Origin of the sequence: Kitasatospora sp. NPDC057500 (genome assembly GCF_042802195.1) — a bacterium.
Taxonomy (GTDB): domain Bacteria; phylum Actinomycetota; class Actinomycetes; order Streptomycetales; family Streptomycetaceae; genus Kitasatospora.
This window is the reverse complement of record NZ_JBHVER010000074.1, coordinates 1-15963: the sequence shown is the minus strand read 5'-3', so window position 1 is coordinate 15963 and position 15963 is coordinate 1. Positions and strand designations below refer to the sequence as shown.

The following is a 15963-nucleotide window of genomic DNA, read 5'->3' as shown; positions in this document are numbered from 1 at the left end:
GGTTTGCGGAACGGGCTCCACCATTCCACATCGTGGACTGATCAGGGAAATAGCTACACTCGATGTGTCTGATCGGAGAGAGTTATCAACGCCCCCACGCCCCCCTCCCGCCCCGCCCGTCGCAGGGCCCCCGCCCGTAAACCCGAGGCCACTGTGGCGAACGCCACTGCGCGCAGCCCCCGGACGCCCACGGTCGCCCAGCTCAAGGCCTTCGTGGCGGTGGCCGAGCACCGGCACTTCCGGGAGGCCGCGGCGGCCACCGGAACCAGCCAGCCGGCGCTCTCCGGAGCGGTCGCGGCACTGGAGGAGTCACTGGGCGCGCAGCTCGTCGAGCGTACGACGCGCCGGGTGATGATCACTCCACTGGGGGAGCGCGTACTGGAACACTCGCGCCGGGTGCTCGCCTCCCTCCAGGCGCTCACCGAGGAGGTGGAGGCCGCCCGCCGCCCGTTCACCGGGCCGCTGCACCTGGGCGTCATCCCGACCGTCGCGCCCTACCTGCTGCCGACCGTGCTGCGGCTGGTCCGCGACCGCTACCCCGAGCTGGAGCTGCACGTCCACGAGGAGCGGACGCCCTCGCTGCTGGAGGGGCTGGCCGCCGGGCGGCTGGACGTGCTGCTGCTGGCGCTGCCGGCCGGCGGCAGCGCGCCGACCCGGGACATCCCGCTGTTCGACGAGGACTTCGTCCTGGTCGCCCCGCCCGGCCACGAGCTGGCCGGCCGGGTCGACGTGTCGCGCGACGTGCTGCTCGACCTGGACGTGCTGCTGCTGGAGGAGGGTCACTGCCTGCGCGACCAGGCCCTCGACATCTGCCGGGAGGTCGGCGCCGACCCGGCCGGCTCCACCACCCGGGCGGCCGGCCTGTCCACCCTGGTGCAGCTGGTGGCCGGCGGCCTCGGGGTGACCCTGCTGCCCGCCACCGCGCTGGACGTCGAGGCGAGCCGCGCCGACCGGCTGGCCGCCGTCCGCTTCGCCGCGCCCGCGCCGGGCCGCCGGATCGGCCTCGCCACCCGGCCGGGCTCGGCCCGCAGCGGCGAGTACGACCGGTTCGCCGCCACGCTGCGCGAGGTGCTGGCCGGGCTGCCGGTCCGGATCGTCGAGCCGTAGGGCCCGTCAGGCCGCGGCCGGCGTGCCGAGGCAGAGGCCGACCGTGGTGGCGACCAGCAGGTCGAGCGCCCGGCGGGACTCCTCCTCGGGGTCCTCGCCTGCGGCCTTGAGGACCATGTGGCGGTCGGTCAGCCCGTTGAATCCGGCCAGGAAGTACACCGAGATCTCGCGTGCGGGCAGCGCCAGCGGCTGTCCGTGCGTGGCGGCGAGTCCTTCGAGGAGCGCGGCGGCGGTGGCCTCGATCTCGTGCTGGAGCGCCCGCATGGTCTCCTGCAGGTCCGGGTCCCGCAGCGCCATCGCGGAGAACTCGGTGATCAGCGCACACCGTCCGTGCTCGCCGGTGGCGCTGTCCCACAGGGCGTAGACCATGGTGCGGACCTGCTCGCCGAACGGGCCCTCGTCCGGCGCGGACGCCCGCACCTGGCCGATGAACTCGGCGGTCAGCTGCTCGACGACGGCCCGGTAGAGGTCCTTCTTGGTGCCGAAGGTGTAGTGCACCGTCGCCTGTGCCACGCCCAGCTCGGCCGCGATGGCGCGGGTGCTGCCGGCGGCCACGCCCTCGCGGGCCATCAGGTCGATGGCGGCCTGGATGAGTTGGGGGCGCCGTTCGGCGGCCGGGACATGAGCCATTGGGCCAGGGTATCGCCATGTTCGGAGAACTGGATCGGGCAATCGGGTCACACGCTCTCGTCATTCGACTTTGTCACCTGAACAAGTTGCGCGTACGGTGGTGCGGGCGACCGGGCCCGGAGCCCGCGTCCCTCGGCACGACCTGCCCGAACGGCCTTCCGAGCACGGCCCGGGCCATCCCGATCACGCCCCCGAACGACCGACCGAAGGTGCACGCATGGCCACGTACCTGTACCGCCTGGGACGCCTCTGCTTCCGCCGCAGGCGCACCGTGCTCGCCGTCTGGCTGGCACTGCTGATCGCCCTCGGCGGCGCGGCGGCGGCCTTCGGCGGAGCGACCTCCGAGGAGTTCAAGGTCCCCGGTACCGAGGCCCAGGAGACCCTGGACCGGATCAAGGGCACCTTCCCCGAGCAGGGCCACGGCTCCGCCCAGGTCGTCTTCGCCACCGACGCGCCCGGCGGCATCGCCGCCCCCGGCACCGCCGAGGCGGTCGGCGAAGCGGTCGCCCGGATCGCCGCCGTCCCCGGCGTCGCCGGCATCCCCGACCCGTACGCCACCGACGCGGTCTCCCCGGACGGCAGGATCGCGCTGGGCCTGGTCTCCTTCGACAGCGAGCTCGGCGACATCACCGCGCAGCAGCGCGACGCCGTCGAGGCGGCGGCGGACCCGGCCCGCGCGGCCGGGGTCACGGTCGCCTTCGGCGGCGACGCCTACAACCGGATGGCGCAGGTCGAGGGCGGCGAGGTGATCGGCCTGATCGTGGCCGGGGTGGTCCTGGTGGTCACCCTGGGCTCGCTGGTCGCGGCCGGGCTCCCGCTGGCCACCGCCCTGATCGGGGTCGGCGTCGCGATGGCCGGCGTGTTCACGGTGGCGGGCTCGTTCGAGGTCATCTCCACCGCGCCGGTGCTGGCGCTGATGGTCGGCCTGGCGGTCGGCATCGACTACGCCCTGTTCATCGTCTCCCGCCACCGCCGCCACCTCACCGAGGGCCTGGAGCCGGAGGAGGCCGCCGCCCGGGCCAATGCGACCGCCGGCAGCGCCGTGGTCTTCGCCGGCCTCACCGTCGTCGCCGCGCTGGCCGGCCTGGCCGTCGCCGGGGTGCCGTTCCTGACCGTGATGGGCCTGGCCGCCTCGAGTGCCGTGGTCGTCGCGGTGCTCGTCGCGATCACCCTGCTGCCCGCCCTGCTCGGCTTCGCCGGCCGCGCCATCGACCGTCTGCCGGTCTGGCGGCGCGCGCTGCGGACCACCGGGCGCACGACGCTCGGCGAGCGCTGGGCGGGCTTCGTGGTGCGCCGTCCGCTCGCCATGCTGCTGGCCGGCCTCACCGCGCTGGTCGCGCTCGCCGTGCCCGCCGCGAGCCTCACCCTCGGCCTGCCCGGCGGCGGCTCGCAGGCCGAGGGCACCGGCGCCCGCACCGCCTACGACCTGGTCGACCGCGGCTTCGGCCCCGGCTTCAACGCCCCACTGGTGGTCGTCGTCGACGCCGCCGGCGCCGAGCGCCCGGAGCAGGCGGTGCAGGACGTGGCGGGCCGGCTCGCCGCCCTGCCCGGGGTGCAGACGCTGCTCCCGCCGCAGATCGACCGGCCGAGCGGCACCGCGCTCGTCCCGGTGATCCCGAAGACCGGCCCGGACCACGCCGACACCCGGCAGCTGGTCAGCGACATCCGCGACCAGCGCGACGAGCTCCGGGCCGGGACCGGCGCGCGGATCGACGTCACCGGCACCACGGCCGCCAACATCGACGTCTCCGCCAAGCTCGCCGACGCGCTGCCGCCGTTCGTCGCGGTGATCACGGGCATCGCGCTGGTGCTGCTGGCGCTGGCCTTCCGCTCGGTCCTGGTGCCGCTGAAGGCGGTGGTCGGCTTCCTGCTCTCCATCACCGCCTCGCTCGGCGCCGTCGTCGCGGTCTACCAGTGGGGCTGGCTGGACGGCCTGATCGACGTGCCGAAGGTCGGCCCGGTGGTCAGCTTCGTGCCGATCCTGCTGATCGGCGTGCTGTTCGGGCTGGCGATGGACTACGAGCTGTTCCTGGTCTCCGGGATGAAGGAGCACCACGCGCACGGCATGACGCCGCGGGACGCGGTGGTGGCCGGGGTGCGGGGCGGCGCCCGGGTGGTCACCGCGGCGGCGCTGATCATGATCGCGGTCTTCGGCTCGTTCGTCTTCGGACACGACCCGATCGTCCAGCCGATCGGCTTCGCGCTCGCGGTGGGCGTGCTGGTGGACGCCTTCGTGGTGCGGATGGCGCTGGTGCCGGCCGCGATGACGCTGTTCGGCCGGGCCGCCTGGTGGTTCCCGAAGAGCCTGGACAAGGTGGTGCCCCGGGTGGACATGGAGGGCGAGCAGCTGATGGCCCGGCTGGAGCCCGCCGGGAGCGGCGCCGCCCCCGAGGCGGGGGTGTCCGGGGCGCGGGTGCCCGAGCGGGTCTGACGGACCGAGTGGCCGCCCCGGCGTGCTGTGCCGGGGCGGCCACTTCGTCCGCTACGGCAGGCGCTGCTCGAACCAGACCACCTTGCCGGTGCCCAGCCGGGTCGCGCCCCAGCGCTCGGCGCAGCGGGCCACTATCTGCAGCCCCCGCCCGCGCTCGTCCTCCGGCCCGGCCCGGCGCGGCCGGGGCAGCAGCGGGCTGTCGTCGCCGACCTCGCAGCGCAGCCGGGTGGTGCGGACCAGGCTCAGCGTCACCGGGCGGGTGGCGTGCTGGACGGCGTTGGTGACCAGCTCGCTGACCATCAGTTCGGTCGCCTCGGTCAGCTCCTCCAGACCCCAGCGGCGCAGCGTGTGCGCGGCCAGCCGGCGCGCCCGCCCCGGCGTCTCGTTGCGCGGCTGGAGGTACCAGTGGGCGACGTCCCCGGCCGGGATGCCGTCGAAGCAGGCGGCCAGCAGTGCGATGTCGTCGCCCCGGTCGCCGGGCGGCAGGATTCGCAGCGCCTCCTGGCAGAGGTGCTCGGGTGAGTGCCGGTGGGCGCCGGCGAGCCGGGCGCGGAGCAGTTCGAGGCCGTCGCTGAGCGGCCGGTTGCGGGTCTCCACCAGGCCGTCGGTGAACAGCAGCAGGGCCGAGCCGGGCGGCGCGGGCAGCTCGACGGAGGAGAAGTCGACCCCGCCGACGCCGATCGGCGCGCCCGCCTCCAGGTCGAGCAGTTCGGCCGCGCCGTCCGGCTGGACGAGCACCGGCGGCACGTGCCCGGCGTTGGCGAGCACCACCCGGTTGGCGATCGGGTCGTAGACCGCGTAGACGCAGGTCGCCAGGTGCTGCTCGCGGCCGAGCCGCTGGGCCTGCTCGTCCAGGTGGTAGAGGACCTCGTGCGGCGGCAGGTCGAGCGCGGCCAGGGTCTGCGCGCTGGTGCGCAGCTGGCCCATGATGGCGGCCGAGGTCAGCGAGTGGCCCATCACGTCGCCGACGATCAGGGCCACCCGGTTGCCGGGCAGCGGCACGGCGTCGTACCAGTCGCCGCCGACCTGGGCGCCGCGCTCGCCGGGCAGGTAGCGCTGGGCGAGCCGGACGCCGTGCGGCTGGGGGAGGCGCAGCGGCAGCATGCTGCGCTGGAGCTCGTTGGCTATCTCCCACTCGCGGGCGTACCGCAGCGCGGTGTCGACGGCCAGCCCGGCCTGGGTGGCGAGGTGGGCGGCGGTGGCGGTGTCGGTGGCGTCGAAGCCCGGCCGGCCGCTCTTCGCGGACGGACGCCGGATCAGCACCAGCAGTCCCAGCACGGTCTTGCGCCCGCGCAGCGGAAGGGCGAGCACCGACGTCCCCGGGCTGAGCCGGGCCAGGCCGCGGGCGCCGTACAGCTCGCGCAGCAGCCCGGTGGTGCGGGCGCTGCCGGTGTCTCCGGCGGCGCCGAGCACGACCGGTTCGGCGGGGCGGCGGCTGAGCAGGGTGTGGGCGAGCGCGCCGCCGCGGGTGACCGGGGTGGCCGGGCCGGGGTCGGCGGCGGAGCGGGCGCCGTACCGGCTGCCGTAGCGGTCGCGGCGGTCGTCGCCGGTCGGGCGGCCGCGCCGGCCCAGCCGGGTGCCCTGGCTGTGGTGGATCCGCAGCTGCTCGGGGAAGCCGGGCTCGCGCTCGACGTTGGGCAGCGGGTCGCGCAGGTGGACGACGGCGGCGTCGGCGAGGGCGGGGACGAGCACCCGGCCGACGTTGCGCAGGGTGGCGGCCAGGTCGAGCGCGCTGTTGATCCGCCGGGTCGCGGAGTCGAGGTAGGCGAGGCGCTCGGGGACCTGCTCCGGGGGTGACGAGGGGCGGCGCGGGGTGGGCAGGGCAGGCGGCTCTCCGGCCTCGGGGTTGAGCTGGTCGCGCACGGGTGCCTGTCCTGGGATCGGTACGGTCTGTGGTCTGTCGGGGTCTGCCCGGGGTCTGCCTGGGTCTGCCGGGACCTGCGGTCCGGGCCGTCAGCCGGTCCGCCGGCACTGGAGGAACAACTGCTCCTCCGGCGGTAGCGAGGTGCTGGCGGGAGCGTACGGACGCCCCTCCAGCTCCTCGACCGCGAACCCGGCGGCCAGCAGGACCCGTTGGAGATCCTCCCGCAGATATCCGCTGATCCGCAGCTCCCGGCCGAGGAACGGCAGGGGAACGTGATCGAGATCCGCCTCGACCATACCCAGCGCCAGCCGTCCGCCGGGCCGCAGCAACTCGCGCAGCCGGCCCAGCACGACGGGGATCTCGTCCTGGGGGAGCAGGATCAGCGAGAAGAAGGCGGTGACCGCGTCGAAGGTGCCGCGCCCGGCGGGCCCGAGCCGGGGCGCGTTCCAGGCGGAGCGGGCGCGCTCGGTGGCGAGGTCGAACATGTCCATGCGGTGCAGGACGGGCGGGTGCGGGCCGGGGTGGCCGGCCTGCCGGGCCAGGTTCAGCATGACGTCCGAGAGGTCCACGCCGGTGACCCGCATCCCGGCCGCGGCCAGCTGCCGGACGGTCGGGTCGCCGTTGCCGCAGCCGACGTCCAGCACCTCGGCGCCCGGCGCGAGCCCGGCCAGCAGCCGGCGCCCGCAGGCCAGCTGCCCGTCCTTGGAGGGGAACGCCTCGGCGTAGCCGGTGCCGATGGTGTCGAAGGCGACCGCCTGCAGGGCGCGCGCGGCCCGGCGGCGCAGGACGTCGGACCCGTCGTCGCCACCCGCGTCCTCGCCGACGGGGAACGGATCCGATATCTGTCCGGTCGTCACGATCGAGGCACCTTTCCGGCCGGGCCTCCGGTCGGCTGGACGAGGCGCGGGGCCGGGCCGCCGTCTCCTCCCGGCGTCCGCGCTGCCCCGCCGGCCCGCTGCCGGTGGCGGTACGTCACGCTCCCCGCGTCACAATGACTGCATTGCCACGCTGACTGCACGCTGACACTTTGCACAGACTCTTTGCACAGAGACACTCTGCACTGCGGGAGCGCCGCCGCGCTGCCTTTTCCGGATTGCTTCACCGGAGAAGTGCACTTGTGTGTGTACTGGCCTCCGAGAATATGCGTGATCACTGCGCCATGGGGTCCGTTTCCGGCCAACTCGTGGCGGTTGGCCGAGGATGCCCCCCTGCCCGGAGGCGCGGGGTGCGGGCCGGGGTGGCGCGGCCTGGCCCCGCACACCGCGCGGTGGGCTGCCGCACCCCCAGTGACCTGCGGCTTCGCCGGCGGGAAGGCCGACAAGCGGGCGTTTATTGAACGTCAATCCGGTCGGTGCACAGTGGAGTCCAGCGCCGGGGAAGCGTTGAAGGTGGTCCCGCAGCCGGGGGGCGGGGGGGCCCCCTGACGCTCACGGGGGAAAGGCCTCCCGGGGGAGCACGGGGGAACGGAGGCCTTACGGCGCGGGGGGAGAGAGGGGCTCGGTGTGCTGCTGGGAGATGAGGTCCGCCACGGGGGAGGCCTCGGGCACACCGAGCCGCGTGAAGATGGCGTGCGCTCCGCGCAGACACGCCAGGCCGCGTGCGGGCTGGGCGAGGGCGAGCAAGGCCTCGCCCAGCGCGGCACTGGCCAGGCCCTGGCAGTAGGCGGAGTCCATCTCCAGGCCGATCGCCAGCGACTCCTCCGCCGCCTCGGCGGCCTCGGCCTGCTGGCCGGCGGCGAGCAGGGCGGAGGAGAGCCGGGCGAGGGTGTAGCCCTCGCGCAGCCGGTTCTGCTGCGACTGGTAGAGCCGGTGGGACTCGCGCAGGTGCTCGGCGGCGGTCGCGGGATTGTCGGCGGAGGAGAGTACGACGCCGAGCTGGTACAGGGTGTCGGCCAGGCAGGGGCCGTTCTTCGAGGCGCGCGCGGTGGCGACCGCCTCGGTGACCGAGCGGACGGCCGTCTCGACCATGCCCAGGCCGAGTTGGGCCCGGGCCATGTTGCCGAGCAGCCGCGCCTCGCCGATCGGCGCGCCCACCACCCGGCTGATGGCGAGGGCCTGCTCGAAGAACGGCAGCGCCTCGCCGGGGCGGTTCGCGAGGCTGAGGATGATGCCCAGGTCGTTGGAGGCCGCCGAGCGGAGGACGGTCATCTCCTCGGGCGCCTGGAGGCCCAGGCTCTTGCGCAGCGACTGCTCGGCGCTCTGGAAGTCGTTGGTGATCGACTGCAGGGTGCCGAAGGCGAAGTGCACCCGTGCGAGAGCGGCGGAGTCCCCGTACAGCGCGGCGTTGCGGTCGGCGGTCTCCAGCATCTGGCGGACCCGGGCGCCGTGCGTCGGGTCCTCGACCAGGCTGTTCAGGACGATCAGCAGGTCGACGGCGGGACGCAGCAGCCCGGCCGACCCCTGGACGGCGGCCTCGACCGAGCTGAGCAGCAGTCCGATCTCGCTGCGGAGCCACTCCCGGGCGAAGCTGTTGGTGACGAGCGGGACCCCGGCGGACCTCGGCGCGTTCAGCGGCTCGGGGAGCTGGTCGTCGGGCTCGATGGCCTGAGCGGCGTTGCGGACCGTGGCGAGCAGCAGGTTGAGCAGCCGCAGCACGGCGGCCTGCTGCTCCTCGACGTCCCCCACCCGCTCGTTCTGCCGCTGCGCGTAGAGCCGGAGCAGGTCGTGGTACCGGTAGCGGCCGGCGGAGAAGGTCTCCAGCATGTTGGCCTCGACGAGTGCCTCGGCGAGGTCCTCGGCCTCGGCCTCGCCGGTCCCGAGCAGCGCCGCCACCGCCGCCAGCGGCAGGTCCGGCGAGTCCACGACCGAGAGCAGGCGGAAGGCCCGGGCCTCGGCGGGGGAGAGCTGCCCGTAGCCGAGCCCGATGGTGGTCTCCACGGCGAGGTTGCCGAGCTGGAGCTCGTCCAGGCGCCGGCGCTGATCGGCTAAGCGGCGGGCGAGGTCCGAGACGCTCCACCGGGGACGGCTGGCGAGCCGGGCCGCGGCGATCCGGACGGCGAGCGGCAGGAAACCGCAGGCGGTCACCACCGCCATGGCCGCCTCCGGTTCGGCGGCGACGCGCTGCTCGCCGACGATCGCGGAGAACAGGGCCAGCGCCTCCTCCGGCGTCAGCTCCTCGACGTCCACCAGGTGCGCGCCGGGGATGCCGGCCAGCCGGGAGCGGCTGGTGGCGAGCACCGCGCAGCCGGAGACTCCCGGGATCAGGGGCCGGATCTGCTCGGAGTCCTGGGCGTTGTCGAGCAGGATCAGCATCCGCCGGCTGGCGAGCAGCGAGCGGTAGAGGGCGGCGCGCTGCTCCAGCGAGTCCGGGTTCTCCGTGACGCCGAGGGAGTGCAGGAAGTCGCCGAGGACCACGGCCGGGTCGGCGGGCGAGGCGCCCGCACCGCGGAGGTCGACGTACAGCTGCCCGTCCGGGAACTCCGCGCGCACCCGGTGGGCGACGTGCACGGCGAGCGTGGTCTTGCCGACGCCGCCGATGCCGGCCAGCGAGGTGACGACGACGGCCTGGCCGGTGGCGTTCATCAGCACGGCCGAGAGGTCGGAGACCATCTCCGCACGGCCGCTGAAGTCCGAGACGTCGGCCGGGAGCTGAGCGGGCGCCGGCGGGGCGGCGGGCCCCTCCTCGCGGGCGGCGGCCGGCGGCCCGGGCACGGCCGGCAGGGTCAGCGCCGGGTCCGCGGCCAGGATCCGGGAGTGCATGGTGGACAGTCCGGCGCCCGGTTCGACGCCCAGCTCGTCGATCAGCAGCTTGCGGGTGTCGGTGTAGACGCCGAGCGCCTCCGCCTGGCGGCCGCAGCGGTACAGCGCCAGCATCAGCAGTTCGCGCAGCCGCTCGCGCAGCGGGTGCTCGGCGGTGAGCGAGTTCAACTCGCCGACCACCTCGGCGTGCAGGCCGATGTCGAGGGCCAGCGCGCAGCGCTCCTCGGCGACCGAGACCTGCCGCTCGCCCAGCCGCTGCCGCTGGGCGTCCGCGTAGGGGCCGGGGACGCCGGTGAGCGGGCGGCCGGCGAACAGCGCCAGCGAGCGGACCAGCAACTGGTGGGCGTTGTCGAGGTCCCCGGCGTTGCGGGCGGTCGCGGCCTCGGCGGCGAGGTGCTCGAAGACCGTCGTGTCCAGGGCCTCGGCCGGGATGTGCAGCGCGTAGCCGTCGGCGACGGAGACGAGGAACTCGGCGGGCCGCCGGACCTCGCGGCGGGGCTCGATCACCGTGCGCAGCCGGGACACGTAGGTGCGCAGCGCCGCGACGGCCTGGGCGGGGGGTCGGTCGCCCCAGAGTCCGTCGACGAGGTCCTGGGTGGTGACGGGGCGTCCGGCGTGCAGCAGGAGCATCGTCAGGACGGCCTGCTGCTGCGGGGAGCCGAGGGCGAGCTGCCTGCCGTCGAGCCAGGCCTGGACCGGACCGAGTACCTGGAATCGCAGCGCCGGTGCAGGCGGCGTTTCCCGCAACTCCATGTGGTCCCCCGATGGCCTGGTGTCGATTTCCCGGTAGGGCGCTCGGCGGTTCCGCCCTTGTGGTGGCCTCAGCTTAGGCGGGGGGCCGACTCTGCCGGACGGCACGGTCAGCCGCACGATGTTTATCGGACATTTAATCAACCCTACGATACTGATCCCGCGCCCGCGCCGACTCGGTGGGGCGGAAGACACTTGTGACCGAAAGGCGGCCCACGTATGGCCAACGACCAGAGCGAGACCCCCGTGGCGACCGTGCCGGCCGACGAGGCCGTCGCCGCGGAGGCCGGCCAGGCTGTCGAGGGCGCGGTCGCCGCGACCTCGGAGCAGGCCGACTACGCCGAGCCCTCCGCCGACCGCAAGGCCGACCTGGAGGACGACCTCTTCGGTGACGAGGCCCAGTACGTGGTCGAGACCGAGGCGCCGGCCGACGGCGAGTCCGGCCAGGAGCGCGAGCCGCAGGGCATCATCTCCAGCCACCCGTAAGACTTCGGTACCAGCAGTTCCAGGGGGGAACGCTTGAACAGGCTTCGTCGCCTCACGGTCGTCGCCGTCTCGACGATCGTGGTGACCACCGGCTACCTCGTGACGGCCACCGGCGCCTCCGCCGGCATCATCGCCGGTCACCCGTAGCCCCACACAGCACCCGAGTGCCCCGCACCCCGCCGTCCCGGCGGTGCGGGGCACTCGCACGTCCGGGACGGGTCCGGTGGCCGGAATTCACCGGTGGGGTTGCCCCGCGGACCGGTCTCAGGCCGCGTGGGCGGGGGCGGCGGGCCCCGGGTCGGCGCGGCCGCCCGGGCCGCTCCGCTCCGTCGGGTCGGGGTCCGCGGCGGCGCCCCCGCCGGCCGGGGCCGCGGGGGCCAGGTGCTCGGGGCGGGCGGTCCACTCGCGGCCGCCCTCGGGCGGGCGGAGGTAGTGCTCCCCACCGATGGTGTCCATGTAGATGCCGGTGCGTCCGGTCCTGGTGTCGAGGACGGGTTCCCCCACGCGCGGCCGGTAGGCCGCGGCGGCGCGCTTTCGGATGCTCACCGCGCTGCTCCTTGCTGCTCCGGTGCGGGCGCGGCGACGGTGGTGGCCGGCCCTGGTCGCTGTCGTGGCTTGGCTTGGTTCGGCTCTGCTCGGCGACTACCCAGCATCTCTAGAGAAGCTAATATCTCTAGAGATGTCAACGGTCGTACCGGTCCCATCGGCTTACCGCAGACCGAAGGCGCGCCTACGATTTCCGGCGAAGGACGAGGGAGAAGGCGATGGTCGGCAGCAGCAGCGGCGAGAAGCAGCCCAAGTACCAACGGATCGCCGACACCCTGAAGGCGGCCATCGACGCCGGCGAGTACCGCGCGGGCGACCGGCTCCCCGGCGAGAACGACCTGATGGACACCTACGGCGTGGCCCGGATGACCGCCCGCCAGGCGCTCGGCGTGCTGCAGAGCGAGGGCATCGCCGAGGCCCGCCGCGGGGCGGGCGTCTTCGTGCGGGACTTCCGGCCGCTGCGCCGGCGCGGGATCCAGCGGCTCGCCCAGGGCCAGTGGGGCTCGGGCCGCTCGATATGGTCGGCCGACACCGCCCACCGCAGCCTCGTCGTCGACCAGGTCGCGGTCACCGAGCAGGGCGCGCCGGAGCACGTCGCCCGGGTGCTCGGCGTCGACCCGGGCGAGCCGATGTGCGTCCGGCACCGCCGCTTCGTCCTGGACGGCAAGCCGGTCCTGCTCTCCACGTCCTACCTGCCGGCCGGCCTGGTCGCGGGCACCGCCATCACCCGCGAGGACACCGGCCCGGGCGGCACCTACGCCCGCCTCGCCGAGATCGGCGCCAAGCCGGTGCACTTCCGCGAGGAGGTCCGCTCCCGGATGCCCAGCGCCGACGAGGCGGCCCGCCTGGACCTCTCCGCCGGCACCCCCGTCATCCTGATCTGCCGCACCGCCTTCGCCGACGAGGGCCAGGTCGTCGAACTGAACGAGATGACCCTGGACGCCGCCTCCTACGTCCTGGAGTACGACTTCGACGCCTGATCCCGGCCCCCGCCTGCCGTTGGTGGCCGTCGGCCGCCGGACGCGGCCCCGCCCCGGGCGCGCGGGGCGGCCGGGGCGGGGCGGGGGAAGGGGGAGGGCTACTCCTTGGAGCGGACGCGCAGGCTGGTGATCAGCGGGCCCTCGGTGGTCTCGCGGAAGAAGTCGTTGCCCTTGTCGTCGACCACGATGAAGGCCGGGAAGTCCTCGACCTCGATGCGCCAGACGGCCTCCATGCCCAGCTCGGCGTACTCCAGGACCTCGACCTTCTTGATGCAGTCCTGGGCGAGGCGGGCGGCGGGGCCGCCGATGGAGCCGAGGTAGAAGCCGCCGTGCTGGGCGCAGGCGTCGGTGACCTGCTTGGAGCGGTTGCCCTTGGCGAGCATGACCATCGAGCCGCCGGCGGCCTGGAACTGGTCGACGTAGGAGTCCATCCGGCCGGCGGTGGTGGGGCCGAAGGAGCCGGAGGCGTAGCCCTCGGGGGTCTTGGCGGGGCCGGCGTAGTAGACCGGGTGGTCCTGGAGGTACTTGGGCATGCCCTCGCCGGCGTCCAGGCGCTCCTTGATCTTGGCGTGCGCGATGTCGCGGGCGACGACCAGGGTGCCGGTGAGCGAGAGCCGGGTCTTCACCGGGTACTTGGAGAGCTCGGCGCGGATCGCGGACATCGGCTGGTCGAGGTCGATGCGCACCACATCGTCGTCGAGGTGTTCGTCGGTGGTGTCCGGCAGGTACTTCGCCGGGTCGGTCTCCAGCTGCTCCAGGAAGACGCCCTCGGCGGTGATCTTGCCGAGCGCCTGGCGGTCGGCCGAGCAGGAGACGGCCATCGCGACGGGCAGCGAGGCGCCGTGGCGCGGCAGGCGGACCACGCGCACGTCGTGGCAGAAGTACTTGCCGCCGAACTGGGCGCCGATGCCGATCTTCTGGGTCAGCTCGGTGACCTTGGCCTCCAGCTCCAGGTCGCGGAAGCCGTGGCCGGTCTTCGCGTCGCCGGAGGTCGGCAGGTTGTCCAGGTAGTGCGCGGAGGCGTACTTGGCGGTCTTCAGCGCGAACTCGGCGCTGGTGCCGCCGATCACGATCGCCAGGTGGTACGGCGGGCAGGCCGCGGTGCCCAGCGAGCGGATCTTCTGCTCCAGGAACGAGAGCATGCTCGCCTCGTTCAGGATCGCCTTGGTCTCCTGGTACAGGTACGACTTGTTGGCCGAGCCGCCGCCCTTGGCCATGAACAGGAACTTGTAGGCGTCGCCGTCGGTGGCGTACAGCTCGATCTGCGCCGGCAGGTTGTTGCCGGTGTTCTTCTCGTCCCACATGGTGACCGGGGCCATCTGGGAGTACCGCAGGTTCAGCTTGGTGTACGCGTCGAAGACGCCGCGCGCGACGGCGGCCTCGTCGCCGCCCTGGGTGAGCACGTTCTGGCCGCGCTTGCCCATGACGATGGCGGTGCCGGTGTCCTGGCACATCGGCAGGATGCCGCCGGCCGAGATGTTGACGTTCTTCAGCAGGTCCAGCGCCACGAAGCGGTCGTTCGGGCTGGCCTCCGGGTCGTCCAGGATGCGGCGCAGCTGGGCGAGGTGGGCCGGGCGCAGGTAGTGCGAGATGTCGTGCATCGCCTCGGCGGTGAGCAGCCGCAGGGCCTCGGGCTCCACCTGGAGGAAGGTGCGTCCGCCGGCCTCGAAGGTGGAGACGCCTTCGGAGGTGAGCTTGCGGTAGGGGGTCGGGTCAGCGCCCAGGGGGAGCAGGTCGCTGTACTCGAAGTCCGGCGTGGGAGCCATGGGGGCGGTCCTTAGGTGTCCAGTGTTGCCGGTGTTCCGGCTGCGTCGGCGAAGCACCCTGGAGGGGCGAAAGCACCCTCAAGGGTAGGACCCGGCGATTTCCCGCACGCGGGAAGGTCCGCCTGCGTGACCAGGGTCACCCGCGGGTGGGTACGGGGGTTGCCCCGTTGACTAGGCTGACCCTGTGGACAACTCGCCGTCGAAGGACCCGCAGGACCAGCAGATGGACGATCAGGGACAGGGGCCCGTACCGATGACCAAGCCCGCGGCGACGCCGCCCGCGCGGCCCGTGCACGCCCCGGTGGCGCAGGCCGAGATGCGGGCGTCGGACGCGGACCGCGAACGGGTGGCGGAGCTGCTGCGCGACGCCTACGCCGAGGGGCGCCTGGACGTCGAGGAGCACGCCGAGCGGATCGAGGCGGCCTACGCGGCCAAGACCCTGGGCGAGCTCGTGCCGCTGACCCGTGACCTCCCGGTGCACCGCGAGATCTCCTTCGAGAAGGCCCCGCTGGGCACCCCGGACCCGGCGGCCGGTCCCCGGCCGGACGGCCCGGTGCGGCTGCCGGCCCGCAACGAGGCGCCGACCATGCTGGCGGTCTTCGGCGGCTCCTCCCGCAAGGGGCGCTGGCGGGTGGGCTCCCACCTGCGGGCGGTGGCGATCTTCGGCGGGGTGGAGATCGACCTGACCGACGCCGTGTTCGAGTCGCCCGAGGTGGTGATCGACGTGGTGGCGATCTTCGGCGGGGTGGAGATCAAGGTGCCGGAGAACGTCAGCCTGCACGGCGGCGGCGTTGGCATCTTCGGCGGCTTCGACGTCAAGGAGCAGACCGCGGCCGACCCGTACGCGCCGGTGGTGCGGGTGAAGGGCACCGCGGTGTTCGGCGGCTGCGAGGCCAAGCCGCGCCGGGGCAAGAAGCTCAAGGAGTGGGTGCGCAAGCAGCTCGGCGCCGACTGAGCCGCACGTCGACCACGGGCCCGGTGCCCGGCCGGAGGCAACTCCCGGCCGGGCACTCGCCGTTGTGACGGGTGCACGCTGTAGTCGGTTGCGTGCAGTGTGCATGAATCGCGCGGGCGTGGGGTAGTTCCTCTGGCACATCGCTTCTTGTACGGCTGCGTACCGGAGGCGGCCTGAGGCCGGCCCGGGGGTGTGAACGGGGGCCCGCAGCTGGGCAGGGGAGCGAGCTTCCCCGTGTCCGAGAGCCTCGTCAGGAGTACGGCCGTGCTGCATCCGATCGAGTCCCGCACCACCTCGTCCGCCGCCCCTGAGCAGGCCGCCCCGTCGCCTGCCGCGCGGCCGTCCGCCGCCGCCTCACCGGTGGTCGCGGCACAGTTCCTGGACCGGCGCCCCGCCCCGCAGCCGGCCGGCGAGGACAACCCGTGGCACACCGCCGCGGCCTGCCGGCGGGACGAGGTGGGCCTGTTCTTCGCGCCGTCCAAGGAGCCGACCGCGGCCCGGCTGTCGCGCGAGGAGCAGGCGAAGCAGGTCTGTGCCCGCTGCCCGGTGCTGCTGGACTGCCGGGAGCACGCGCTGGCGCAGCCCGAGCCGTACGGGGTCTGGGGCGGGCTGACGGCGGCCGAGCGGCGGGTGGTGCTGGCGCGCCGCCGCCGCCGGGACGCCGAGCTGCGCGAGGCGGCCCGGGTGCCGGGGGCGCGGGGCCGGATCGCCGGTTGACCGGCGGGGGCGGGCCCCGTCGGGTGACGAGAC

General features: G+C 74.1%; 12 protein-coding genes. 6 read left to right on the top strand and 6 right to left on the bottom strand.

Annotated elements, in window-relative coordinates; genetic code table 11:
- The first annotated feature begins 153 nt into the window (after positions 1-153).
- Positions 154-1107 carry a LysR substrate-binding domain-containing protein gene (locus ACFU74_RS17895; RefSeq protein ID WP_380757615.1) on the top strand — a complete coding sequence of 318 codons (954 nt, stop codon included), beginning with the start codon at positions 154-156 and terminating at the stop codon, positions 1105-1107.
- 6 nt (positions 1108-1113) lie between these two features.
- Here the strand turns inward: ACFU74_RS17895 and ACFU74_RS17890 are convergent, their stop codons facing one another.
- On the bottom strand, positions 1114-1737 hold the full coding sequence (locus ACFU74_RS17890; RefSeq protein WP_380757613.1) for a TetR/AcrR family transcriptional regulator: 624 nt from the start codon (positions 1735-1737) through the stop codon (positions 1114-1116).
- A 217-nt stretch (positions 1738-1954) separates the two neighbouring features.
- Between ACFU74_RS17890 and ACFU74_RS17885 the strand changes: the two genes are divergently transcribed.
- On the top strand, positions 1955-4168 hold the full coding sequence (locus ACFU74_RS17885; RefSeq protein WP_380757611.1) for an MMPL family transporter: 2214 nt from the start codon (positions 1955-1957) through the stop codon (positions 4166-4168).
- A gap of 51 nt (positions 4169-4219) precedes the next feature.
- Here ACFU74_RS17885 and ACFU74_RS17880 read toward each other — a convergent pair whose 3' ends face one another.
- The 3 genes from ACFU74_RS17880 to ACFU74_RS17870 form a co-directional block, all read right to left on the bottom strand.
- Positions 4220-6031 (bottom strand): SpoIIE family protein phosphatase, encoded by a 1812-nt coding sequence (locus tag ACFU74_RS17880; RefSeq protein WP_380757609.1) that lies wholly within the window; start codon positions 6029-6031, stop codon positions 4220-4222.
- A gap of 90 nt (positions 6032-6121) precedes the next feature.
- Positions 6122-6817 (bottom strand): class I SAM-dependent methyltransferase, encoded by a 696-nt coding sequence (locus ACFU74_RS17875; RefSeq protein WP_380757647.1) that lies wholly within the window; start codon positions 6815-6817, stop codon positions 6122-6124.
- A gap of 687 nt (positions 6818-7504) precedes the next feature.
- The gene (locus ACFU74_RS17870; protein WP_380757607.1) at positions 7505-10483 is read right to left on the bottom strand and encodes a BTAD domain-containing putative transcriptional regulator; all 2979 of its coding nucleotides are present in this window, start codon (positions 10481-10483) and stop codon (positions 7505-7507) included.
- Positions 10484-10699: 216 nt separating this feature from the next.
- On the opposite strand from ACFU74_RS17870, the gene ACFU74_RS17865 reads away from it, so the two are divergent.
- A complete protein-coding gene (locus ACFU74_RS17865; RefSeq protein WP_380757605.1) occupies positions 10700-10966 on the top strand; it encodes a hypothetical protein in 267 nt (88 codons plus the stop codon).
- A gap of 264 nt (positions 10967-11230) precedes the next feature.
- Here the strand turns inward: ACFU74_RS17865 and ACFU74_RS17860 are convergent, their stop codons facing one another.
- Entirely contained in the window at positions 11231-11512 is a 282-nt protein-coding gene (locus ACFU74_RS17860) for a hypothetical protein (RefSeq protein WP_380757603.1), read from the bottom strand.
- A gap of 218 nt (positions 11513-11730) precedes the next feature.
- On the opposite strand from ACFU74_RS17860, the gene ACFU74_RS17855 reads away from it, so the two are divergent.
- Entirely contained in the window at positions 11731-12492 is a 762-nt protein-coding gene (locus ACFU74_RS17855) for a GntR family transcriptional regulator (protein ID WP_380757601.1), read from the top strand.
- Positions 12493-12590: 98 nt separating this feature from the next.
- Here the strand turns inward: ACFU74_RS17855 and ACFU74_RS17850 are convergent, their stop codons facing one another.
- Entirely contained in the window at positions 12591-14258 is a 1668-nt protein-coding gene (locus tag ACFU74_RS17850) for a fumarate hydratase (RefSeq protein WP_380757599.1), read from the bottom strand.
- Positions 14259-14511: 253 nt separating this feature from the next.
- On the opposite strand from ACFU74_RS17850, the gene ACFU74_RS17845 reads away from it, so the two are divergent.
- Positions 14512-15213 carry a DUF1707 domain-containing protein gene (locus tag ACFU74_RS17845; protein WP_380757645.1) on the top strand — a complete coding sequence of 234 codons (702 nt, stop codon included), beginning with the start codon at positions 14512-14514 and terminating at the stop codon, positions 15211-15213.
- Positions 15214-15573: 360 nt separating this feature from the next.
- A complete protein-coding gene (locus tag ACFU74_RS17840; RefSeq protein WP_380757643.1) occupies positions 15574-15930 on the top strand; it encodes a WhiB family transcriptional regulator in 357 nt (118 codons plus the stop codon).
- Positions 15931-15963 lie beyond the last annotated feature (33 nt).

What these genes read in the sequence shown, in the direction of transcription:
- ACFU74_RS17870 (WP_380757607.1), bottom strand. Translation starts at nt 10,483, where the DNA reads ATGGAGTTGCGGGAAACGCCGCCTGCACCGGCGCTGCGATTCCAGGTA.
- ACFU74_RS17855 (WP_380757601.1), top strand. Translation starts at nt 11,731, where the DNA reads ATGGTCGGCAGCAGCAGCGGCGAGAAGCAGCCCAAGTACCAACGGATC.
- ACFU74_RS17885 (WP_380757611.1), top strand. Translation starts at nt 1,955, where the DNA reads ATGGCCACGTACCTGTACCGCCTGGGACGCCTCTGCTTCCGCCGCAGG.
- ACFU74_RS17865 (WP_380757605.1), top strand. Translation starts at nt 10,700, where the DNA reads ATGGCCAACGACCAGAGCGAGACCCCCGTGGCGACCGTGCCGGCCGAC.
- ACFU74_RS17845 (WP_380757645.1), top strand. Translation starts at nt 14,512, where the DNA reads ATGACCAAGCCCGCGGCGACGCCGCCCGCGCGGCCCGTGCACGCCCCG.
- ACFU74_RS17850 (WP_380757599.1), bottom strand. Translation starts at nt 14,258, where the DNA reads ATGGCTCCCACGCCGGACTTCGAGTACAGCGACCTGCTCCCCCTGGGC.
- ACFU74_RS17890 (WP_380757613.1), bottom strand. Translation starts at nt 1,737, where the DNA reads ATGGCTCATGTCCCGGCCGCCGAACGGCGCCCCCAACTCATCCAGGCC.